This window comes from Demequina rhizosphaerae, assembly GCF_000971255.1.
Taxonomy (GTDB): Bacteria; Actinomycetota; Actinomycetes; order Actinomycetales; family Demequinaceae; genus Demequina; species Demequina rhizosphaerae.
This window is the reverse complement of the sequence record NZ_BBMC01000003.1, coordinates 336,774-358,121: the sequence shown is the minus strand read 5'-3', so window position 1 is coordinate 358,121 and position 21,348 is coordinate 336,774. Positions and strand designations below refer to the sequence as shown.

At 74.0% G+C, this 21,348-nt stretch carries 18 protein-coding genes; 9 read left to right on the top strand and 9 right to left on the bottom strand.

Annotated features, from left to right (window positions below):
* Positions 1–145: 145 nt before the first annotated feature.
* Both nrdD and nrdG read left to right on the top strand, forming a co-directional pair.
* Positions 146–2,401 (top strand): anaerobic ribonucleoside-triphosphate reductase, encoded by a 2,256-nt coding sequence (gene nrdD, locus AOM07_RS05375; RefSeq protein WP_084830120.1) that lies wholly within the window; start codon positions 146–148, stop codon positions 2,399–2,401.
* Positions 2,402–2,403: 2 nt separating this feature from the next.
* Positions 2,404–2,961, top strand: a complete 558-nt coding sequence (nrdG, locus tag AOM07_RS05370) for an anaerobic ribonucleoside-triphosphate reductase activating protein (RefSeq protein WP_062311759.1) — start codon at positions 2,404–2,406, stop codon at positions 2,959–2,961.
* Between the two features lie 18 nt (positions 2,962–2,979).
* Here the strand turns inward: nrdG and AOM07_RS05365 are convergent, their stop codons facing one another.
* A complete protein-coding gene (locus AOM07_RS05365; RefSeq protein ID WP_062311758.1) occupies positions 2,980–3,996 on the bottom strand; it encodes an agmatine deiminase family protein in 1,017 nt (338 codons plus the stop codon).
* Complete coding sequence (locus tag AOM07_RS05360; RefSeq protein ID WP_062311935.1) at positions 3,993–5,714, bottom strand: amidase; 1,722 nt, start codon at positions 5,712–5,714, stop codon at positions 3,993–3,995. The genes AOM07_RS05365 and AOM07_RS05360 overlap by 4 nt, the downstream gene beginning before the upstream one ends.
* 81 nt (positions 5,715–5,795) lie before the next feature.
* On the opposite strand from AOM07_RS05360, the gene AOM07_RS05355 reads away from it, so the two are divergent.
* The gene (locus AOM07_RS05355) at positions 5,796–6,374 is read left to right on the top strand and encodes a TetR family transcriptional regulator C-terminal domain-containing protein (protein ID WP_062311757.1); all 579 of its coding nucleotides are present in this window, start codon (positions 5,796–5,798) and stop codon (positions 6,372–6,374) included.
* Position 6,375: 1 nt separating this feature from the next.
* Here AOM07_RS05355 and AOM07_RS05350 read toward each other — a convergent pair whose 3' ends face one another.
* The 5 genes from AOM07_RS05350 to AOM07_RS05330 form a co-directional block, all read right to left on the bottom strand.
* Positions 6,376–7,293, bottom strand: coding sequence for a glutaminase (locus AOM07_RS05350; RefSeq protein WP_062311756.1), 918 nt, complete (start codon positions 7,291–7,293; stop codon positions 6,376–6,378).
* Between the two features lie 177 nt (positions 7,294–7,470).
* Positions 7,471–9,213, bottom strand: a complete 1,743-nt coding sequence (locus tag AOM07_RS05345; RefSeq protein WP_062311755.1) for an AMP-binding protein — start codon at positions 9,211–9,213, stop codon at positions 7,471–7,473.
* Between the two features lie 74 nt (positions 9,214–9,287).
* Positions 9,288–10,145, bottom strand: a complete 858-nt coding sequence (locus AOM07_RS05340; protein WP_062311754.1) for a MaoC/PaaZ C-terminal domain-containing protein — start codon at positions 10,143–10,145, stop codon at positions 9,288–9,290.
* Entirely contained in the window at positions 10,145–11,494 is a 1,350-nt protein-coding gene (locus AOM07_RS05335) for a 3-oxoacyl-ACP reductase (protein ID WP_062311753.1), read from the bottom strand. The genes AOM07_RS05340 and AOM07_RS05335 overlap by 1 nt, the downstream gene beginning before the upstream one ends.
* Positions 11,494–12,762, bottom strand: coding sequence for an acetyl-CoA C-acetyltransferase (locus AOM07_RS05330; protein ID WP_062311752.1), 1,269 nt, complete (start codon positions 12,760–12,762; stop codon positions 11,494–11,496). Before AOM07_RS05330 ends, AOM07_RS05335 begins: the two co-directional genes overlap by 1 nt.
* Positions 12,763–12,838: 76 nt before the next feature.
* On the opposite strand from AOM07_RS05330, the gene AOM07_RS05325 reads away from it, so the two are divergent.
* From AOM07_RS05325 to AOM07_RS05310, 4 genes are all read left to right on the top strand, one after another.
* Complete coding sequence (locus AOM07_RS05325) at positions 12,839–13,462, top strand: TetR/AcrR family transcriptional regulator (RefSeq protein ID WP_062311751.1); 624 nt, start codon at positions 12,839–12,841, stop codon at positions 13,460–13,462.
* A gap of 28 nt (positions 13,463–13,490) precedes the next feature.
* Positions 13,491–15,440, top strand: coding sequence for an acyl-CoA dehydrogenase family protein (locus tag AOM07_RS05320; RefSeq protein WP_084830118.1), 1,950 nt, complete (start codon positions 13,491–13,493; stop codon positions 15,438–15,440).
* A gap of 141 nt (positions 15,441–15,581) precedes the next feature.
* Positions 15,582–16,841, top strand: a complete 1,260-nt coding sequence (locus AOM07_RS05315; protein WP_062311750.1) for an MFS transporter — start codon at positions 15,582–15,584, stop codon at positions 16,839–16,841.
* A gap of 63 nt (positions 16,842–16,904) precedes the next feature.
* Positions 16,905–17,522, top strand: coding sequence for a YitT family protein (locus tag AOM07_RS05310; RefSeq protein WP_062311749.1), 618 nt, complete (start codon positions 16,905–16,907; stop codon positions 17,520–17,522).
* On the opposite strand, the gene AOM07_RS05305 is transcribed toward AOM07_RS05310, so the two are convergent.
* Positions 17,510–18,010, bottom strand: coding sequence for a glutathione peroxidase (locus tag AOM07_RS05305; RefSeq protein ID WP_062311748.1), 501 nt, complete (start codon positions 18,008–18,010; stop codon positions 17,510–17,512). The two genes, AOM07_RS05310 and AOM07_RS05305, sit on opposite strands and share 13 nt — an antisense overlap.
* 82 nt (positions 18,011–18,092) lie before the next feature.
* Here AOM07_RS05305 and AOM07_RS05300 point away from each other — a divergent pair, with 82 nt between their 5' ends.
* On the top strand, positions 18,093–19,346 hold the full coding sequence (locus AOM07_RS05300; protein ID WP_062311747.1) for a DUF2254 domain-containing protein: 1,254 nt from the start codon (positions 18,093–18,095) through the stop codon (positions 19,344–19,346).
* Positions 19,343–20,236 carry an NUDIX domain-containing protein gene (locus AOM07_RS05295; protein ID WP_228374383.1) on the top strand — a complete coding sequence of 298 codons (894 nt, stop codon included), beginning with the start codon at positions 19,343–19,345 and terminating at the stop codon, positions 20,234–20,236. The genes AOM07_RS05300 and AOM07_RS05295 overlap by 4 nt, the downstream gene beginning before the upstream one ends.
* Here AOM07_RS05295 and AOM07_RS05290 read toward each other — a convergent pair.
* The gene (locus AOM07_RS05290) at positions 20,224–21,300 is read right to left on the bottom strand and encodes a class I SAM-dependent methyltransferase (RefSeq protein WP_062311746.1); all 1,077 of its coding nucleotides are present in this window, start codon (positions 21,298–21,300) and stop codon (positions 20,224–20,226) included. The two genes, AOM07_RS05295 and AOM07_RS05290, sit on opposite strands and share 13 nt — an antisense overlap.
* Between the last annotated feature and the right edge of the window lie 48 nt (positions 21,301–21,348).

The following is a 21,348-nucleotide window of genomic DNA, read 5'->3' as shown; positions in this document are numbered from 1 at the left end:
CGCATCGTCCCTCGGGGCGCGAGTGTGGGACCAAGGGCCCAGAACCCCGAAACCACGACATCTAGTGTTCAGGTGCGGCCGGAAGCCCTAGATGTTGTGTAGTGGGTGGCGCCGGCGGGAGCATAGGACACGAAGGGGAGCCCTCATGAGCATCACCGAGCTGGACCGCACGCACACCGGAGAGGGCGAGGACCGCCCCGTCCTGCGGGTGGTGAAGCGCGACGGCCGCACGCTGATCTTCGACGACCGCCGCATCGCCGCGGCGCTCGCCAAGGCCTTCACCGCCGTGCACGGCGCGCTCACGCCCGCCCAGGAGGCCGCGCTCGACGGCCTGGTCGCCCGCATCGACGCCGAGCTGACCGCGCGCTTCACCGGCACCGTCAAGATCTACGAGATCCAGAGCGTCGTCGAGCACGAGCTGCTCGAGGCGGGGGAGTACGACGTCGCCCGCGCGTACATCGACTACCGCGTCGACCGCGACTTCTCGCGCTCGAAGTCGATGGACCTCAACCACTCGATCACGCGCCTCATGACCAAGGACTCGAGCGTGGTCCACGAGAACGCGAACAAGGACGCCGAGGTCTACAACACCCAGCGCGACCTCACCGCCGGCATGGTCGGCAAGGCGGTCGGCCTGCGGATGCTGCCGGCGCACGTGGCGAACGCCCACCAGAAGGGCGACATCCACTACCACGACCTCGACTACCACCCGTATGCGCCGATGACGAACTGCTGCCTCATCGACTTCAAGAGGATGCTGTCGAGCGGCTTCCGGATCGGCAACGCGCAGGTCGAGCCGCCCCGGTCGATCCAGACCGCCACGGCGCAGATCTCGCAGATCATCGCGAACGTGTCGTCGAGCCAGTACGGGGGCTGCACGGTCAACCGCATCGACGAGCTGCTCGCGCCGTACGCCGCGCTCAACCGCGCCAAGCACGAGGCCGACGCCGCCGAGTGGATCGACGATCCCGCGCGTCGCGAGGAGTACGTGCAGGAGAAGACCCGCAAGGACATCTACGACGCGATGCAGTCGCTCGAGTACGAGATCAACACGCTGTTCACGTCCAACGGGCAGACGCCGTTCACCTCGATCGGCTTCGGTCTCGGCACCGGCTGGTACGAGAGGGAGATCCAGCGGGCGATCCTGCAGATCCGGATCCGGGGCCTCGGCCGCGAGGGCCGCACCGCGATCTTCCCCAAGCTGCTCTTCACGGTGAAGCGCGGGCTCAACCTCGCGGAGGACGACCCCAACTACGACATCAAGGCCCTGGCCGTCGAGTGCGCGACCAAGCGCATGTACCCGGACGTGCTCAGCTACGACAAGATCGTCGAGATCACCGGCTCCTTCAAGGCCCCCATGGGATGCCGCTCGTTCCTCCAGGGCTGGGAGGACGAGTCCGGCGAGGACGTGGTCGAGGGCCGCATGAACCTCGGCGTCGTCACGCTCAACCTGCCCCGCATCGCCCTCGAGGCGGAGGGCGACCAGGCCGAGTTCTGGCGCCTGCTCGACGAGCGCCTCGAGACGATGCACGACGCGCTCACCTACCGCATCGACCGGTGCAAGGAGGCGGTGCCGGGCAATGCGCCGATCCTCTACATCCACGGCGCATTCGGGAAGCGGCTCGGGCCCGCCGAGGAGGTCGACACGCTGTTCCGTGACGGGCGCGCGACCGTGTCGCTCGGCTACATCGGCCTCTACGAGGTCGCGGCCGCGTTCTACGGCGGCGAGTGGGAGTCCAACCCCGAGGCCAAGGAGCTCACGGTGCGCGTGCTGCGCACGCTGCGCGACCGGGCGGTGCAGTGGAAGGTCGCGTCGGGCTATCACTTCAGCGTGTACTCGACCCCGTCGGAGAGCCTCACGGACCGCTTCTGCCGGCTCGACAAGGAGCGCTTCGGCACCGTCACGAACATCACCGACAAGGACTACTACACCAACAGCTTCCACTACGACGTGCGCAAGGACCCCACGCCGTTCGAGAAGCTCGACTTCGAGGCGGAGTACGCGCCGCTGACGTCCGGCGGCTTCATCCACTACTGCGAGTACCCGGTGCTGCAGCAGAACCCGAAGGCGCTCGAGGCGGTGTGGGACTACGCGTACGACCGGGTCGGCTACCTCGGCACCAACACCCCGATCGACCGCTGCTACGCATGCGGCTACGCGGGCGACTTCGACCCGACCGCGCGCGGCTTCGCGTGCCCGGCCTGCGGCAACGACGACCCTCGCACGTGCGACGTCGTCAAGCGCACGTGCGGCTACCTGGGCAACCCCCAGCAGCGCCCGATGGTCCACGGACGCCACCAGGAGATCTCCTCGCGCGTCAAGCACATGGACGACGACGTGCGGGTGCCGCTGTCCGCGCTCGACCCCTGCGAGCGGCTCGCGCGCACGCAGGAGGACTGACGATGCACCGCGCTCCCGTGCGCGAGTCCTGGCTGGCCTCGCGGGTCAGCCAGGGCTTCGTCGCGGACTACAAGCCGTTCGTCTTCGTGGACGGCGAGGGCGTGCGGTGCAGCCTGTACGTGAGCGGATGCCTCTTCCAATGCGAGGGCTGCTTCAACGAGGACGCGTGGAGCTTCCGCTGCGGCGAGCCGTACACGCTCGAGCTGGAGGAGCGGATCCTGTCCGACCTCGCGCATCCCGCGGTGCAGGGGGTATCGCTCGTGGGTGGCGAGCCCTTCCTCAACACGGGCACCTGCCTGTCGCTGGTGCGGCGCATGCGCGCGGACCTGCCGGGCAAGGACGTGTGGTGCTGGACCGGCTACACGTTCGAGGAGCTCGTGTCGGAGAGCGAGGACAAGCGGGCGCTGCTGGCCGAGGTCGACGTGCTCGTGGACGGCCCGTTCGAGCTGGCGGACCGCGATCTCACGCTCGCGTTCCGCGGCAGCCGCAACCAGCGCGTGCTCGACGTGCAGGCGTCGCTCGCCGCCGGGCGCGCCGTGCCGTGGGCGGGGCTCGCCTGAGCGTAGGCGGACCCTGCCCTAGACCGCCGGCTGCTGCTGCGTGATGCAGTGGATGCCGCCGCCGCGGTCGAAGATCGGGCGCGCGTCCACGGGCACGATCTCCCGTCCCGGGTAGGCGGCCGCGAGCACCTCGAGCGCCTCCGCGTCGTGCGGGTCGTCGAAGACGCACGCGATGACGGCGCCGTTGAGGACGTAGTGGTTGACGTAGGACCAGTCGACCCAGTCCTCGTCGTCGCGCAGCGTCGCGGGCGCCGGCAGGGCGACGACGTCGAGGGGCGCGCCGTCCGCGTCGGTCGCCGCCGCGAGGACGGCCCGGACCTCCGCCGACACGGCGTGGTCGGGATGGGCCGGGTCGCGCTGCTCGTGCACGAGCACCTGCCCGCCGGGCGTGAAGCACGCGACGATGTCGACGTGGCCGCGCGTGCCGAAGCGCTCGGAGTCGCGCGTGAGGCCGCGGGGGAGCCAGATCACCGTGCGCGCGCCGACCGTGCGCGCGAGCTCCTCCTCGACCTGCGCACGCGTCCACCCGGGGTTGCGGCCCGGGTCGAGCTGCACGGTCTCCGTGACGAGGAAGGTGCCGCGGCCGTCGGTGTGGAGACCGCCGCCCTCGTTGACCATCGGCGAGCCGATGCGCGGGACGCCGGCGCTCGCGAGCGCGGCCCGTGCCGCCAGCGCGTCCTTGTCCCACACCGCCCAGTCCTGCGCGCCCCAGCCGTTGAACACCCAGTCGACGCCCGCGAGGGCGCCGTCCTCCACCACGAAGGTGGGGCCGGCATCCCGGAACCACGCGTCGTCGAGCGGCACCTCGAGGATCTCGATGCGCGGGTCGAGGTGGGCGTCGGCGGCGCCGCGCGCCTCGGGGGAGACGAGCATCGTCAGCGGCTCGCGCGCGACGATCGCGTTCGCGACCGCGGCCCACGTGCGTCGTGCCTCGTCGGCCTCCTCCTCGGTGGCTCCCAGCGTGTAGCCGGTGCTGGGCCAGGCCATCCACGAGCGGGCATGCGGCTCCCACTCGGCGGGCATGCTGCGGTTCATCGGGACTCCTCGGTCTCGGTCAGGCGGGGCGTGCGCGGCGGCGCGACGCGTCGGGGAGCGGCCGCCTCGTAGGCGGCGCCGAGGCGCAGCAGCGCGGCGTCGTCGTAGGCGCGTCCGGCGAGGGTGAGACCCACGGGCATGCCCGTCGAGCGCATCGTCCCCATGGGCACGGTGACCGTCGGGACGCCGAGGTGGCGGACCGCCAGGTTGCCGTTGGCGATCCACACGCCGTTGCGCCAGCCGTGGTCGGCCGAGGCCGGGTCGACGTCCATGTCCGCGCGGCCGACGTCCGCGACGGCCGGGAAGACGACCGCGTCGAGGCCGAGCCCGTCCATCCAGTCCTCGAGGTCGGTGCGGCGGATCGCCTCGAGGCCCGCCAGACCCTCCGCGAGGGTCGGGATGTCCTCGAGGCGGGTGCCGGGGTGCGCGCGCACCCACGCGGGATAGTCGGCGATGTCGTCGTCGAAGCCGTCGTAGCGGTCGGGCAGCGCGCCCTCGGGGTGGGGGAAGATCGTCGCGCCGTCGACGTCCGCGAGGCTGTGCAGGGCCGGGTCGCCGTTGGCGTCGAGGAAGTCCTCCCATGCCCACGCGGACAGGTCGACGATCTCGCGCTCGAGGAAGCCCGCGGGCAGCTCCGGGCGGTCCTTGATGGTGGGCGCGCCGGGGCGGTCGCCCTCGTAGCGGGACACCATCGGAAGGTCGACCTCGACGACGGTCGCGCCCGCCGCCTCGAGGTCGGCGCGCGCCCGCTCCCACAGGGCGATGACGTCGGGGTGCGTGTCGATGCGCGTGCCGGTGGGTCCGCCGATCCCGGGGGACGATGCGGTGCCCGCCTCGGGGTCGGCGTCGACGTACATGCGGGGGACGCCGAGGGTGGCGCCGGCGAGGGACGCGCCGGCGGCGAGGGCCGGGTAGCTGTCGGGGCGGATCTGGGAGGCGCGCGGGAGCTCGACCCACGGCTGCGCCCGCCACAGGTCGCCGCGGGTCTCGGGATCGTCCGCGACGACGACGTCGAGGACCTCGAGCAGGTCGGCCATGGTGCGCGTGTGGGGCACGACGACGTCCATCGTGGGCACGAGCGGCCAGTTGCCTCGCACCGAGATGACGCCCCGCGACGGCGTGTACGCGCACAGCGCGTTGTGGGAGGCGGGGCCGCGGCCGCTGGACCACGTCTCCTCGCCCAGCCCGAAGGCGCACAGGCTCGCCGCCGTGGCCGTGCCGGAGCCGTTGGAGGAGCCCGACGCGAACGGGGCCGTGAGGTGGTCGGCGCTGTAGGGGCTCTCCGCGCGGCCGTAGAGGCCGCGCTGCATGCCGCCGTTGGCCATGGGCGGCATGTTGGTGAGGCCCAGGCAGATCGCCCCGGCGTCGCGCAGGCGCGCGACGGTGAACGCGTCCCGCTGGGCGACGAGGTCCGCGAACGCGGGGCTGCCGGACGCGGCCGTGAGCCCGCGGACGAGGTACGAGTCCTTCGCGGTGTAGGGGATGCCGTCCAGCGGCCCGCGGGTGGTGCCGGCGGCGCGGCGGGCGTCGGACGCCTCCGCCTCGGCGAGCGCGTCGGGGTTGGGCACGACGATCGCGTTGAGGGACGTGGGCGTCCCGGGGGCGTCGTAGGCCGCGGCGCGGGCGGCGTAGGCGCGGACCAGGCCGACCGCGGTCGCCTCGCCGGACTCGAGGGCCGCGCGGAGCTCGGCGATGGTGGCCTCGACGACGTCGAACACGTGCGCTCCCGACTTCCGCGACGCCGCGGGCGCCGACTTGATCACTTGATCAACTGGGCGCGACGCTACAGAATCGTCCCCATGCCGTCAACGACCTCCGCCGCGTCGCCGCGGCTCTCCGGCCCCGAGCGCCGGGCCGCGATCCTCGCGGCCGCGATCGAGCTCGCGCTCTCCGAGGGTCTCGCCTCGCTCACGCTGCGGCGGGTGGGCGAGCGGGCCGGGGTCGCGTCGGGCCTGGTGGCGCACTACGTCGACGGGATGGACGCGCTCGTGGCCGAGGTCTTCACGCGGATCTCGCGGGAGGAGCGAGCCGAGGTCGCGTCGATCGACGGCGTCGCCGCGCTCGTGCGGAGCCTCACCGACGGCAGCCGCGACGCGGTGACGCTGGTCTGGGTGCAGGCCTGGGCCCAGGCCCCCGCGAACGCCGCGCTCGCCGCGGCGGTGCGGGCCGAGATGGACGCGTGGCAGCGCACGCTCGAGGAGCGGCTGCGCGAGGCGGGGGCCGACGACCCCGCGCCGGTGGCACGCGTGCTCCTGGGCATGGTCGACGGGGTCAACGCGCATGCGCTGGCGGGCTGGCGCGATCGCGCCGAGCACGCGCCGCTGCTGCTGCGCTCCCTCGAGGCGATGCTGGGGCGCGAGGCGGGGTCGCTCGGCTGAGTCAGCCGAGGGCCGCGAGCACCGGCGTCATCGTCCGCGCGACCGCCTGGGCGCGGACCGGGTTGCCCGCGGCGTCGAGGCCGGGGGAGTAGGCCGTGATCGCGCCGACGCCCGGGGCCACCGCGACGAGCCCGCCCGCGATGCCGCTCTTCGTCGGCAGCCCCACGGCGCCCATCCACGCGTCCGTCGCCTCGTACATCCCGGCCAGCGCCATCGCCTCGACCGCGACGGCGGCCGCCTCGGCGCCGACGACTCGCGTGCCCTCGACCGGGTCGACACCGCCGTGGGCGAGCACCGCGCCCATGCGGGCGAGGTCGGCGACGGTGATCCCCAGGCATGACTGGTACGTGTAGAGGCGCAGCGCGTCCTCGAGGTCGCAGCCGAGGAGGCCGCGCTCGTCGAGCAGGCCGGCGAGGAGCCGGTTGCGCTGGTTGGTCGCGTGGATCGCGTCCACCATCGGTGCGTCGGCGGCGAGCGCCCGTCCCGCGAAGGCCGACAGCCCGTCGCGGATGGCCGCCTCGCCCGCGCGCACGTCCCCGTCGCCGAGGAGGCTCGACACGGTGATCGCGCCCGGGTTGACCATGGGGTTGGTGCGCCCGTCCGGGGCGGCGGTGATCGCCGCCGGGTCGTTGAACGGCAGGCCGGTCGCCCGCATCCCGGTGAGCGAGCGCACCCGCGCCGCGCCCACCGCGTCGACCGCGACGGCGAGCACGAACGGCTTGGCGACCGACATGAGGATGAAGCGCGCGTCCGCGTGACCCGCCGCCACGGGCGCGGCGTCCCCCGCGTGGACCGCGGCGGCGAGCAGCGCCGGATCCACCGCGGCGAGGGCCGGGTAGACCTGGGTGACGCGCCCGGCAGGCTCGGCCCGCGCCTCGTCAACCGCCGCGGCGAGCAGGGACGGGAGGCGCGGGGTCACGCCGACGATGGTCCCACAGCGGGCGTCGGGCCGCGTCGTCCCCGAGGGCGCGACGCGCGGTGCGTCCCGCATCGGTCGGCGCGTTTCCGGCACGACGGCCTCCGGCCGCGCCCCAGACGCAGGTCCGCCCGCACCCCGAGGGGCGCGGGCGGACCGGGAGATGCCGGAACGCGGGTCTCAGCGGGCGTCGGCCGCCTCGTGACGCGACGCCTCGAGCTCGCGCAGCTCGCGGCGCAGCACCTTGCCCACGTTGTTCTTGGGCAGCACGTCGATGAACTCGATCTCGCGCGGGCGCTTGTAGCCGGTGAGGCGCTCCTTGAGGAAGGCGCGGAGGGTGGCCTCGTCGAGCGCGTCGTCGCGGCGCACCACGAAGAGCTTGGGCACCTCGCCCGAATGCTCGTTCGGGATCGGGATCGCGCCGGCCTCGACCACGCCCGGGTGGAGCATCGCGGCGTCCTCGATCTCGCCGGGGTACACGTTGAACCCGCCGCAGACGATGATCTCCTTCTTGCGGTCGACGATGCGGAAGAAGCCGTCCTCGTCCTCGATCGCGACGTCGCCGGTGAGGAGCCAGCCGTCCTCGGTGAGCACGCGGGAGGTCTCCGCCTCGTTCTTCCAGTAGCCCCGCATCACCTGGGGGCCGCGGACCGCGAGCTCGCCGCGCTCGCCGAGCGGCAGCGGCTTCGCCTCGTCGTCGACGATGCGCACGTCGGTGGACGGCAGCGGCACGCCGATGGTGCCGATGCGCGGCGGCACGTGCGTGGGGTTGACGCTCACCACCGGGGACGCCTCGGTGAGGCCGTAGCCCTCGGTGATGTCGTGGCCCGTGACGGACTTCCAGCGGTCGGACACGGACGAGCGCACCGCCATGCCGCCGCCGACGGTGAGCTTGAGGCGGTCGAAGTCGATGTCGGCGAAGCCCTCGGCGTCGAGCAGCGCGCCCGCGAGCGTGCTCACGAGGATGAGGCCGTCGGGCTTCGTCGCGCCGAGCGTCTTGACGAAGCCGCCCAGGTCGCGCGGGTTGGTGATGAGCACGTTGTGCGAGCCGAAGCGGAAGAAGCCGATGCAGTTCACCGTGAGGGAGAACACGTGGTAGAGCGGCAGCGCGGCGATGATGACCGACTGGCGCTCCTCGCCGAGCGTGTTGCGGATCTGCGCCATGAACTGGTCCTGGTTGGCCAGGAGGTTGCCGTGCGTGAGCACGGCGGCCTTGGCGCCGCCGCCGGTGGTGCCGCCCGTGTACTGGAGGAACGCGACGTCGTCGTGCGTGAGGCCGGGGTCCGCGAGGCGCTCGTGCGCGCCCGCCTTGAGCGCCTTGGTGAAGGGGATCGCCCGCGGCAGATCGTAGTCCGGGACCATCTTCTTCACCTTGGCGGCGACGAAGTTGGTGATCGCGCGCTTCGGCTGGGCCAGGAGGTCGCCCACCTGGGTGACGATGACGTGCTCGAGGGTCGTCTCGGGCAGGATCTCCGCGACCTTGTCCGCGAAGTTCGCGAGGACGACGATCGCCCGGGGCTCCGCGTCACGGAACACGCCCTCCATCTCGCGGGCCGTGTACAGCGGGTTCGCGTTGACGACGATGAGGCCGGCGCGCAGCGCCCCGTAGAGCGCCACCGGGTACTGGAGCAGGTTGGGCATCTGGATGACGATGCGGTCGCCCTTGACCAGGCCGAGGTCGTGCTGGAGGAACGCGGCGAAGCGCGTCGCGAGCCGGTCGACGTCGCGGAACGAGAGCGTGCCGCCGAGGTTCGAGAACGCGACCTTGTCGCCGTGGTTGCGGGCCGCCTCCGCGACCATCTCGCCGAGCGACGCCTCGTGGGCGGGCTCGATCGCGTGCGGCACGCCGGGACCGTAGTAGCGGTACCAGGGACGCTCGTCGCCGTTGACGGGGTCGTAGGCCGGGGGGATCTCAGATGGCATGGGGCGGGTCATCCTCATCGATGGGCGGATAGGGCTGGGGTGCATTGTGGTGCCTGGGCGCTCGCCCGCGCCAATCAACGCGCGGGACCGACATCCAGCAATACGTGGGGTTTCGCACCGTCCTTGGTGGTCACCGCCAAGCGGAGGCCCTCAACGTTGGGGGATACCGCAAGGCCCACGGTACCGGGCAGCAGGATCGGCTTGAGGAAGGCCACGTCGGCGCGGTGCGCGGCGGGCAGCCGGCCCTCGACCGCCGCGAGGGCGCGCGCGTGGGTCCACATGCCGTGGATGATGGGCCGCGCGAATCCGAAGGCGCGCGCCGCCACGCGGCTGGTGTGGATGAGGTTGGGGTCCTGGGAGACGCGGCGGTAGCTGCGTCCGAGGTCCGCGGGCAGGCGCCACCGGGCGATGGGCTCGACGGGCTCCCACGGATCGCGCTCGACCGGCGCGGACTCGCCGGGCACGGTCATGCCGGTCGCGAGGTACGTGCTCACACCCTCCCACACGGTCTCTCCGTCGACCTCGGCGCGCCCGACGAGGTCGAGCATCGCGCCCCGCGCGTGCGGGCGCAGGTTCTCCGCGTGCACCTGCAGCGCGAGGGGCTCGCCGACGCCCACGGCCCGGCGCATCGTCATGGTGTTCGTCGCGTGCACCGCGCCCACGAGCCGCACCGACGACCGCCGGTCGCCCAGCAGCGCGACGTGCAGCGGGAACGTGAGGACGTGGATCCACGTCGCGGGCACGGCGTCGCGCAGCGTGTAGCCGCACACCCGGGAGTAGTCCGCGAGCCGGTCGAGATCCTGGACCACGCCGTCGACCCGCACCGCGTGGTCGGGGATGCGGGCCTCGGTGGCGCGGCTGGGCACGAGCGCGCGGGCGAACGCCGCGCCCATCGCGGGCAGCGCCTCGAGCGTCTCGACGTCGCGCCCCATCAGGCGCCCACCATGTTCTGTCCGCAGACGCGGACGACCTGGCCGGTGACGCCCTGCGAGGCCGGGTCGACGAGGTAGCCGATGGTCTCGGCGACGTCGACGGGCTGCCCGCCCTGGTTGAGGCTGTTGACGCGACGGAAGATCTCGCGCTGGACGAACGGGATCCGCTGGGTCATCTCGGTCTCGATGAAGCCGGGCGCGACCGCGTTGGCGGTGATGCCCCGCTCAGCGAGGTCGGGGGCCATCGCGATGACGAGGCCCGCGACCCCGGCCTTCGAGGCCGCGTAGTTGGTCTGGCCCTTGTTGCCCGCGAGGCCCGACGTGGACGCGACGCCGACGATGCGGCCGTCGTCGGCCATGCCGCCCGCGGTGCCGGGATCGAGCAGGACGGCGTTGATGCGCATCTCGGCCGCGAGGTTGACGTCGAGGACCGAGCCCCAGCGCGCGGCGTCGGTGTTGACGAGCATCTTGTCGCGCGTGATGCCCGCGTTGTGCACCATCGCGTGGATGCGGGTGCCGCGCGCGGCGACGTGCTCGGCGATCCTCGCGCCCGCATCGTCCGCGGTGATGTCGAGCTGGAGCGCGGTACCGCCGACCTCGTTGGCGACCGCCGCGAGCTGCTCGCCGGCGGCGGGGATGTCGACCGCGACGATCGTGGCGCCGTCGCGGGCGAGGGTGCGCGCGATCGCCGCGCCGATGCCGCGGGCCGCGCCGGTGACGACGCACACCCGGCCCTCGAGCGGGCGGTCCTCGAGGCGGTCGACCGTTCCGCTGCCGGGGCGCACGTGCCAGGACTGGCCGTCGACGAAGGCCGATCGGCCCTGGAGCACGAAGCCGAGGGTCGAGACGAGGTCGCCCGCCTCGACGCCGTCGTGCGCGTAGAGGAGGGTCGCGGTCGCGCCGCCGCGCAGCTCCTTCGCGACGGTGCGGTTGATGCCGTCGAGTGCGCGGGCCACCGCGTCGGCCTCCCAGCCGCGGCCGGTGCCCGGGCGCGCCACCACGACGATGCGGCCGGAGCGCTCGATGCCGCGGACCGCGGGGCGCAGCACGGCGCGCAGGCCCTCGAGCTCGGCGACGGTGCGCACGTCGGTCGCGTCGACCACGAGCGCGCCGATGCGGTCGCCGTAGCCGGGGGCGTCGCCGCCCGCGTCGACGACCGGGGCCTCGTGGGACCGGCCCAGCAGGGCCAGGGTGTCCGCGACGAGGGTGGACGCGCCTAGCGGCGCGAGGACGATGGGCCCGTGGGGGAACGCCCGGCCCCGGCGCAGGCGCGGCGGCTCGGCGAGGCCGGCCTTGGCGGCGACCTTGCGGCCGGCGGGGGAGTAGTACGCCTTCTCGACGATGCTCATCACACGGCCTCCAGGATCGCGACGACGCCCTGGCCGCCCGCGGCGCACACGGAGATGAGGCCGCGGGAGCCGGGCCCGCGCTCGTGGAGGAGCTTGGCGAGCGTGGGGACGATGCGGGCGCCGGTGGCGGCGAACGGGTGGCCGGCGGCGAGGGACGAGCCGGTGACGTTGAGCCGCGCGCGGTCGATCGTGCCGATCGGGCCCTCGAGGCCGAGCGAGCGGCAGTAGTCCTCGTCCTGCCACGCCTTGAGCGTCGCGAGCACCGTCGAGGCGAAGGCCTCGTGGATCTCGAACAGGTCGATGTCGTCGACCGTGAGGCCCTGGCGCGCGAGCAGGCGGCCCGTCGCGCCCACCGGCGCGAGCAGCAGGTCCGCGCCGCCCGGGTGGTCGACGGCGGCGACCTCGGCATCCACGATGCGCGCCCACGGGGTGAGGTGGTGCTCGGCGGCCCACTCCTCGCTCGCGAGCAGCACCGCGGCGGCGCCGTCGGACAGCGGCGTGGAGTTGCCCGCGGTCATCGTGCCGTCGGGGCCGCCGAAGGCCGGCTTGAGGGCGCCGAGCTTCTCGACGCTCGTGTCGGGGCGCAGGACCGCGTCGCGCGTGACGCCGAGGTACGGCGTGACGAGGTCGTCGAAGAAGCCCCGCTCCCACGCCTCGGCGAGTCGGTGGTGGCTGGCGGCGGCGAGCTCGTCCTGCGACGCGCGGTCGATGTCCCAGCGCGTCGTGGTGAGCGCCTGGTGGTCGCCCATCGACAGGCCGGTGCGCGGCTCGGCGACGCGGGGCGCGGCCGGCGCCAGGTGCGCGGGGCGGATCTTCGCGAAGGCGGCGAGGCGCTCCTTGGCGCTGCGGGCGCGGGAGGCCTCCAGCAGGATGCGGCGGAGCGGGTCGCTCACGGCGATGGGTGCGTCGGAGGCCGAGTCGACGCCCGCGGCGATGCCGTGGGAGAGCTGCCCGAGCGCGATCTTGTTCGCGATGTACATGGTGGTCTCGAGGCCCGTCGCGCAGGCCTGCTGCAGGTCGCAGGCGGGCGTCTCGGGAGCCAGCGCGGAGCTCAGCACCGCCTCGCGGGTGAGGTTGAAGTCGTTCGGGTGCTTGAGGACCGCGCCGCCGGCGACCTCCCCGATGCGCTCGCCCGCGAGCCCGGCGCGGGCGACGAGCCCGTCCAGGGCGGCGGTGAGCATGTCATGGTTGGACGCCCGTGCGTACCGTCCTCCCGCCTTGGCGAACGGGATGCGATTCCCTCCGACGACCACGACCTTGTGGTGCATAGCTCCTCCGATGCGTCTCGGTGACTAACCGGTACCGACGGTAGCAGATACCGCGAGTACTGGTTATGGTGGGGTCATGGTTACCGATGGCAGGGACACCCGCTGGGAGCAGCATCGCGTCGACAGGCGCCGCGAGCTGGTCTCCCACGCCCTGCGCGCCATCCGCGTGCACGGGCCCGGCGTGGCGATGGAGGACATCGCGACGCGGGCGGGCACCTCGAAGACGGTCATCTACCGCCACTTCGGGGACCGCGCGGGGCTGTACGGCGCGATCGTCGAGGCCGTGCACGACTACATCCACTCGGGCCTCACCGCCGCGCTCGAGCTCACCGACCCCGCCGACCTCGGCCGCATGGCCGGCGACCTCGCGGACGCCTACCTCGGGCTCGTCGAGCACGACCCGCACATCTACCGCTTCGTGCTCGCGGCACCGGCGGCGCAGGGCTCGCCCGACTCCGACCCGGCGGGCGCGCTGCCGGAGATCATGGGACGCCACGTCTCCGCCGCGATCGCCGGGCGGCTCGAGGACTCCGGGCTCGACGCCTCGTCCGCCACGATCTGGGGCCACGGCCTCGTCGGCTTCATCCGTGCCGCCGCCGACCAGTGGATGCTGACCGAGCCGCGGCCCCCGCGCGCCGAGGTGGTCACCCACATCACCGCACTCTTCACGCCCGGCTTCAAGGGCGCGATCGCCCCCTGACCCCCACCCACCGATCGAAGGAGCAACAATGACGTTGACCGACGAGACCCCCGCCCCGCTCGCGGACGAGCGCCTCACCACGCTGGGCGCGTCCCTGCGCGCCGCGCTGGACGGTCCGTACGCGGCCGAGCGCGCCGTCAACCGTGCGACGTATCCCGCCGAGGGTGCGCTGCGGCCGGTGGAGCTGGGCATCGAGGACTCGCGCGACTGGACGCTCGCGCGGCTGCGGGCGCTCGACGCGGCCGGCTTCGGGTCGGCCGGGGTCCCGGAGCGGCACGGCGCGCATGCGGATCCGCTCGAGGCCGTGCTCACGTTCGAGACGCTCGCGCAGACGGACCTGTCGGTCACCATCAAGTCGGGCGTGCAGTTTGGGCTCTTCGGCGGCGCGATCGCGAACCTCGGCACCGCGTGGCACCACGACACCTTCCTCCCGGGCGTGACGTCGATGGAGCTGCTCGGGTGCTTCGCGATGACCGAGCTGGGCCACGGCTCCGACGTCGCGAGCCTCGAGACCACGATCACGTACCTGCCCGACACGGACGAGTTCGAGGTGGACTCGCCCACGGACGCCTCGACCAAGGCGTACATCGGCAACGCCGCGCGCGACGGACGCATGGCCGCGGTCTTCGGCCAGCTCGTGGTCGCGGGGGAGCGGCACGGCGTCCACACCATCCTCGTCCCGATCCGCGACGACGCCGGGCGCGCGCTCCCGGGCGTGACGACCGGCGACCACGGCCACAAGGGCGGGCTGCTGGGCATCGACAACGGCACGCTCCGCTTCGAGCGCGTGCGCGTGCCGCGCCGCATGCTGCTCGACCGCTACGGCGGCGTGGGCGAGGACGGCGCCTACCGCTCGGACATCGCCGACCCCAACCGGCGCTTCTTCACGATGCTCGGCACGCTCGTGCGGGGACGCGTCTGCGTGGGCGGCGGCGGCGCGATGGCGGCGCGCCGCGCGCTGTCGATCGCGACCCGGCACGCGCTGCGCCGCCGCCAGTTCCCGGCGCCCGGCCGCCCCGACGGCGTGCTGCTGCTCGACTACGTGGTGCACCAGCGGCGCCTGCTGCCGCTCGTCGCCCGCGCGTACGCCTACGGCGCGGCGCAGAACGAGCTCATCGGCGCGCTCGTGCACGTCCAGGGCGAGGACGAGAGCACCGAGCGCGACCAGCGCGAGCTCGAGACCTTCGCGGCCGGCATGAAGGCCATGCAGACGTGGTTCGCCAACCGCGCGGTGCAGGAGGCGCGCGAGGCGTGCGGCGGCGCCGGCTACCTCAGCGAGAACGAGCTCACCGCGCTGCGCGGCGACGTCGACATCTTCGCGACCTTCGAGGGTGACAACACCGTGCTCATGCAGCTCGTCACCAAGGCGCTGCTCACCGACTACAAGCACGCGTGGAGCGCGCTCGACCGCTCGGGCGTGGTGCAGGCGACCACCAAGGCGGTCGGGGAGATGGTGATGGAGCGCACCGCCGCGGGCCTCATGCTCGACCGGCTCGCGAGCACCGCGCGCCGCCGCCCCGAGGAGACGACGCTCGTCGACCGCGGCTGGCACGCGCTCATGTTCGAGGACCGCGAGCGCCACGCGCTCGAGTCGCTCGCGCGCCGCATGCGGGCCGCCGCCAAGAGCGGAGGCGACCAGTTCGAGGCGTTCAACAAGCTCGGCCCGCACGTGCAGTTCGTCGCGCGGGCCCACATGGAGCGGGTCACGCTCGCGGCGCTCGTCACGCTCGTGGACGCGTGCGAGGACGGGGAGGCGCGCGAGGTGCTCGAGCGCGTGTGCAGCCTGTACGCGCTGTCGAGCATCGCGGGCGACCGGGCCTGGTTCCTCGAGCACAACCGTGTCACCGCGGCCCGCTCGAAGGCCATCGGCGACCAGATCGACGCGCTGTGCCGCGAGCTGCGGCCCCACGCGCTCGCGCTGGTGGAGGGCCTCGGGATCCCGCGCGACTGGCTGACCGCCCCCGTGCTCGACGCGTAGACCCCACGCCGCCGGGGGAGCGGGCGGGAATCGCTCGGGCCCCCGCGTGGTTGACTGAGCGGGCGGGGCGCCATCCCCCCTCAGCGCCCCGCCCCGCTCGACGACGAGCGACTCCCAGCTCCTCGTCACAGATCGGGCCCCATGACCACGCTCAGCCCCGCGCGCACGCGCCTGGCCTTGCTCGCCCTGGCCCTCGGCGGCTTCGGCATCGGCACCACGGAGTTCGTCGCGATGGGGCTGCTGCCCGACATCGCGCGCGACCTGCTGCCGACCCTCTACTCGCAGGACCCGGACGCCGCGATCGCGAAGGCGGGCATCGTCATCTCCGCGTACGCGATCGGCGTCGTCATCGGCGCCCCCACGATCGCCGCCGTCGCCGCGCGCTTCCCGCGCAAGGCGCTCCTCACCGTCCTCGCCGTCGCGTTCACGCTGGGCACCGTCGCGTCGGCCCTCGCGCCGACCTTCGAGACGGTGGTCGTGGCGCGCGTCCTCGCGGGGCTGCCCCACGGCGCGTACTTCGGCGTCGCCGCCCTCGCAGCGGCGGACCTCATGGGCCCCGGCAAGCGCGGCCGCGCCGTCGCCTTCGTGCTGTCCGGCCTCACCATCGCCAACGTCGTCGGCGTGCCGGTCGTCACGTGGATCGGTCAGCAGGCGGGCTGGCGCGTGGCCTACCTCGGCGTCGCCGCGATCTTCGCGCTCACGACCGCCGCGATCGCGCTGCTCGTGCCGCGCGCGCCCGGCGACCCGCATGCCACCGTGCGCCGCGAGCTGTCCGCGTTCGGCAGGCCCGCCGTCTGGTTCGCCCTCGCGACCGGGGCGCTCGGCTTCGGCGGCTTCTTCGCCGTGTACTCCTACGTGTCGCCGCTCGCGACCCAGGTGACCGGCACGAGCGAGGCGTTCGTGCCCCTCGCGCTCGTCGTGCTCGGCCTCGGCATGACGGCCGGCAACGTCGTCGGCGGGCGCATGGCGGACGACGGCGCGATGCGCGCGGTGTTCCGCCTCTTCGGCGCCTTCGCCGGCTCGCTGCTGATCCTCGCGCTCGCGTCCGGCACCGTGCCGGGCCTGCTGCTCGGGCTCTTCCTCGTCGGCGCCTCGGCGGCCGCGATCTCCCCGGCCATCCAGACCCGCCTCATGGACGTCGCCGGCGACAGCCAGACCATCGCGGCGGCCGTCAACCACTCGGCGCTCAACCTCGGCAACAGCCTGGGCGCGTTCCTCGGCGGCGCCGTCATCGCCGCCGGCTGGGGCTACCTCGCGCCCACCTGGGTGGGGCTCGCGCTGTGCGTGCCGGGCGTCCTCGCCGCCGTCGCCGGGTGGGCGGTCACCCGGGTCCCGGCGGACGATGCGATACCCTCCTTGGCGGCCGACGACGACCGGGTCGCGGCGCGTCCCGGCTCCTGACGCGGCCGCCGCACCGCCCCCGCAGGGGCGGACCGCACGCCCGCGCTTCACCGGAGGACCCCCGTGACCGTCATCGAGCCGCCCGTCGACATCAAGAAGCACGCCCTCTGGGAGGACGTGCTCGCGCTGCTCATCGGCTCGTTCCTCATGTCGTGGGGCATGTACCTGCTCAACGCGATCGACGGCGTCACCGGCGGCCTCGCGGGCGTCGCGTTCCTCACGAGCTACGTGTCGGGCTGGCAGCTCGGGCTCGTCTACTTCCTCGTCAACGTGCCGTTCTACTGGCTCGCCGTGCGCCGCATGGGCTGGGCCTTCACCCTGAAGACGCTGTCCGCCGTCGCCCTCATCTCGGTCGGCGTGGGCCTGCACCCGCACTTCATCGACGTGTCGGCGCTCGACCCCATGTACGCGGCGATCTTCGCGGGCCTCGCGGTCGGCACCGGCATGATCGTGCTGTTCCGCCACGGGGCGAGCGCCGGCGGCTTCGGCATCCTCGCGCAGTTCCTCCAGAAGACCCGCGGCTGGCGCGCCGGCTACGTCCAGCTCGCGCTCGACATCGTCGTCATCGGCGCGTCCGTGGCGCTCGTCGAGCCGTGGATCCTGGTGTGCTCGATCGTCGGCGGCGTCCTGCTCAACCTCGTGGTGGCGATCAACCACCGCCCGGGCCGCTACTTCGGCTGAGCCGACGCGGCGGCCAGCGCCGCCCGCACGTCCGCGGCGATCGCGGACGGCTCCGTCGTCGGCGCGTAGCGGCGGATCACCCGCCCGTCGGCCCCGACGAGGAACTTGGTGAAGTTCCACTTGATGCGACCGCCCGTGAGGCCGCGCGTCTCGCCCTTGAGCCACCGGTAGAGCGGGTGCGCGTCGCGGCCGTTGACGTCGATCCGCGCGAACATCGGGAACGAGACGCCGTAGTTCCGCGCGCAGAACTCGCCGATCTCCTCGGACGGGCCGGGCTCCTGGCCCGCGAACTGGTTGCACGGGAAGCCGAGGATCACCAAGCCCTCGTCGCGGAGCTCCCGGTGAAGCGCCTCGAGCCCCTCGAACTGCGGGGTGAGGCCGCACCGCGACGCGGTGTTGACGACGAGGACCACCCGGCCCGCGTAGTCGGCGAGCGGGCGCTCGTCGCCCTCGAGGGTGGTCGCGGAGAAGTCGTGGAGCGTCGGCATCCGTCCATTCTGGCACCGGCGCGTGCGTAGGCGGAAGCGACCCTGGGCAGGCAGGATGGAGGCGAGCACGGAGGGAGCGGCCATGGACGCGAGCGGGTGGCGCCTGGCCTTCGTGCGCCTCACGCGGCGCCTGTGGTTCCGGCTCGCGGCCTTCGCCGGCGGCGCCGTCGCGGTCGCGCTCCTCGCGGGCGCGGCGGGCTCGTGGCCCACCGCGGTGCTCGACGTGGACCTCGGCCAGGGCGCGGTGCGGACGCTGCTGCAGATCCTCGCGACGTCGATGCTCGCGGTCACCACGTTCTCGCTCACCGTGATGGTGTCGGCCTACGCCACGGCCGCCTCGGTCTCGACGCCGCGCGCCACCCAGCTGCTCGTGCAGGACCAGACCTCGCAGCACGCGCTCGCCACGTTCCTCGGCGCCTTCGTCTACTCGATCGTGGGCATCGCCGCCCTGTCGACCGGCTACTACGGCGAGGAGGGGCGCATCGTCCTCTACGCCGGCACGCTCGTCGTCATCGCGATCGTCGTGCTCACGCTGCTGCGCTGGATCCAGCACCTCGTCGACTTCGGCCGCATGTCCGACGTGCTCGACCGCGTCGAGCGCGCCGCGTGCGACGCCGCGACCGACGCGGCCCTCCACCCCCATCTGGGAGGAGCGGCGCCGGTGGCGGTCCCCCCGCAGGCGTGGGCCGTGACCGCCGCCGAGCCGGGCGTGGTCACCCACCTCGACATGGCGGCGCTGTCCGCCGCCGCCGACGCGTCGGCGGTCCGCGTCCACGTGCGCGTCCGCGCCGGCGCGTCCGTCGCGCGGGGCGAGGAGCTCGCGCGCGTCGAGGGCCCGCGCGCCGACGACGTCGCCGACGCCGTGCGCGGCGCGTTCCTCGTGGAGCGGCACCGCACGTACGACCAGGACCCGCGGCTGGGGCTCGTCGCGCTCGGCGAGATCGGCAGCCGCGCCCTGTCGCCGTCCACCAACGACCCGGGCACCGCGATCGAGGCGCTCAACGCCATCCAGCGGGTGCTGACCGCGGCGCTCACCACCGAGCCCGACCCGGACACGGCGCACCCGTACGTCCACGTCCCGTCCGTCCCGCTCGCCGACCTCGTGGAGGACGGCATCCGCCCCATCGCCCGCGACGGCGCGGCCCTCGTCGAGGTGGGGCTGCGGGTGCAGCGCGTGCTCGGCGGGCTGCTGGGGATCGCGGCACCGGAGGACGCGGCGGTGCTCCGCGAGGCCTCCCGTCGCGCCGAGCGGCGCGCGACCGCGCGCCTGGACGATCCGCGCGACCTCGAGCTCGTGGCTCGCGCATCCGCCCGCGCCCGCGGGGAGTCCGCGTGACGCGTCCGCCCCGCCTGCCCGCGCACCGCGACCCGGGGGACAGCTGGGCCGTCGCGCCCGACGGCACGCGCTACTGGGGCGCCTTCGGCGCCGCGGGGCTGCTCGCGCACGATCCGGGCCGGGGCATCCTGCTCCAGCATCGCGCGGCGTGGAGCCATCACGGCGGCACGTGGGGCATCCCCGGGGGCGCGCGCCACCAGGGCGAGTCGCCGCTGGCGGCCGCGCTGCGGGAGGCCGCGGAGGAGGCGGGCGCGCCCGCCGATCGGCTCCGGCCTGCCGCCGTGCACGTGCTCGACCGGAAGGTGTGGACCTACACGACCGTCGTGGCCGAGGTCACGGCGGCCTTCGAGCCGGTGGCCGGCGACGAGGAGAGCCTCGAGCTCGCGTGGGTGCCCGTGGACGAGGTGGCCGCGCGCGACCTCCACCCGGGCTTCGCCGCCTCGTGGCCGGTGCTGCGGGAGGCCCTCGCGCATCGTCCCGTGCTCGTCGTCGACGCGGCCAACGTCGTGGGCTCGGTCCCCGACGGGTGGTGGCACGACCGCGCGGGCGCGGCGCAGCGGCTCGTCGACCGGCTGGCGCGGCTCGCCTCGACCGGCGTCGACGCCGGGTCGCTCGGGCTCCCGCTCGACCGCTGGTACCCGCGCGTCACCGCGGTCCTCGAGGGGGCCGCGCGAGGCGCGCGGTCCGGGCCGGCGGTGCGGGTGGTCGACGCCCCCGGCAGCGGGGACGATGCGGTGGTCGCGCATGCCCGGGCGCTGTCCGCGGAGGGGTGGCACGCGACCGTCGTCACGTCGGATCGCGGGCTGCGCGAGCGCGTCGCGAGCGACGCCCAGGTGCGCGGCGCGGGCTGGCTGCTCGCGCTGCTCGACGCCGCCGATCAGTCCGGGTGATGGAGCCGGTAGAACCGGAAGAAGGCGAAGTCCTCGATGGGCAGCACCGTGACGTCCGCGAAGCCCGCGTCGGCGGCGTAGCCCCGCAGCACCGCCGGGCGCATCACGGTGCCGGTCGCGGCGGTCGGGGTCGCGGACATGCTGTCGGGAAGGCACACGAGGATGCTGTAGCCGTACATCAGCCGCTCGACGTCGTCGCCCGGCTCCGCCGGCTGCTCGGCGACGGCCTCGTCCATCACCACGACCGCGCCGTCCTCGCGCACGGCGCCGCGGATGGCCTCCAGCGCCTCGACGGGCTGGGGCATGTCGTGCAGCGCCTCGAGCACGAAGGCCGCGTCGTACGGGCCCTCGAGGCTCCCGGCGTCCTGCTCGAGGAACTCGACCCGGTCGGACAGGCCCGCCTCGGCGGCGTTGGCCCGCGCCTGGACGATCGACGGCCCGTCGACGTCGATGCCGGTGACGCGCGCCTCGGGATAGGCCCGCGCGAGGGCCAGGGCGGACCACCCCGCGCCGCACGCGACGTCGGCGATGCGGGCGCCCGGGCGGGACAGGATCCCGTCGAGCTCCGGCACGGAGGCGAGCGCCGGCGCGAGCATGGTGTCGAACCACGGGCGGTTGACCTCGGCCTGCGCCCAGCGCGCATCGTCGCCGAGGTCCGCCCAGCTCACCCCGCCGCCGCCGCGGTAGGCCTCGAGGAGGGCGGGCATCTGCGTCGCCGCCGCGGCGACCATGCGCGCGATCGGGGCGGCGTACGCGAGCGAGCTGCCGTCGGTGAGCGCCTCGGCGGCGCCGGGCGGCAGCGCGAAGGTCCGCTCGCCGTCGGCCTCGGCCGCGGTGACCATGCCGGCGGCCGCCTGATGCTCGAGCCATTCGCGCGCGTAGCGGACGTTGGTGCCGGTGGCCGCCGCGAGGGACGCGGCCGTGTGCGGCCCGGAGTCCGCGAGGGCGCGATACCAGCCGAGCCTGTCGCCCAGATGGATCGCGAGCGTCTCCATGGCCGCCATCGCGGAGCCGACCACGTGCTCCGCCCACTCGTCCGCCGGGGCATGCGCGTGCGGTGACATGCCGGCTCCTCCCCGTCGCCCCGCGGTGGGCGACCGCCTCCCCCCATC

Coding starts and splice junctions, on each gene's coding strand:
- AOM07_RS05345 (WP_062311755.1), bottom strand. CDS start 9,213: ATGCCATCTGAGATCCCCCCGGCCTACGACCCCGTCAACGGCGACGAG.
- AOM07_RS05335 (WP_062311753.1), bottom strand. CDS start 11,494: ATGAGCATCGTCGAGAAGGCGTACTACTCCCCCGCCGGCCGCAAGGTC.
- AOM07_RS05365 (WP_062311758.1), bottom strand. CDS start 3,996: ATGAACCGCAGCATGCCCGCCGAGTGGGAGCCGCATGCCCGCTCGTGG.
- nrdG (WP_062311759.1), top strand. CDS start 2,404: ATGCACCGCGCTCCCGTGCGCGAGTCCTGGCTGGCCTCGCGGGTCAGC.
- AOM07_RS05320 (WP_084830118.1), top strand. CDS start 13,491: ATGACGTTGACCGACGAGACCCCCGCCCCGCTCGCGGACGAGCGCCTC.
- AOM07_RS05300 (WP_062311747.1), top strand. CDS start 18,093: ATGGACGCGAGCGGGTGGCGCCTGGCCTTCGTGCGCCTCACGCGGCGC.
- AOM07_RS05305 (WP_062311748.1), bottom strand. CDS start 18,010: ATGCCGACGCTCCACGACTTCTCCGCGACCACCCTCGAGGGCGACGAG.
- AOM07_RS05330 (WP_062311752.1), bottom strand. CDS start 12,762: ATGCACCACAAGGTCGTGGTCGTCGGAGGGAATCGCATCCCGTTCGCC.
- AOM07_RS05290 (WP_062311746.1), bottom strand. CDS start 21,300: ATGTCACCGCACGCGCATGCCCCGGCGGACGAGTGGGCGGAGCACGTG.
- AOM07_RS05355 (WP_062311757.1), top strand. CDS start 5,796: ATGCCGTCAACGACCTCCGCCGCGTCGCCGCGGCTCTCCGGCCCCGAG.
- AOM07_RS05340 (WP_062311754.1), bottom strand. CDS start 10,145: ATGGGGCGCGACGTCGAGACGCTCGAGGCGCTGCCCGCGATGGGCGCG.
- AOM07_RS05325 (WP_062311751.1), top strand. CDS start 12,839: ATGGTTACCGATGGCAGGGACACCCGCTGGGAGCAGCATCGCGTCGAC.
- nrdD (WP_084830120.1), top strand. CDS start 146: ATGAGCATCACCGAGCTGGACCGCACGCACACCGGAGAGGGCGAGGAC.
- AOM07_RS05315 (WP_062311750.1), top strand. CDS start 15,582: ATGACCACGCTCAGCCCCGCGCGCACGCGCCTGGCCTTGCTCGCCCTG.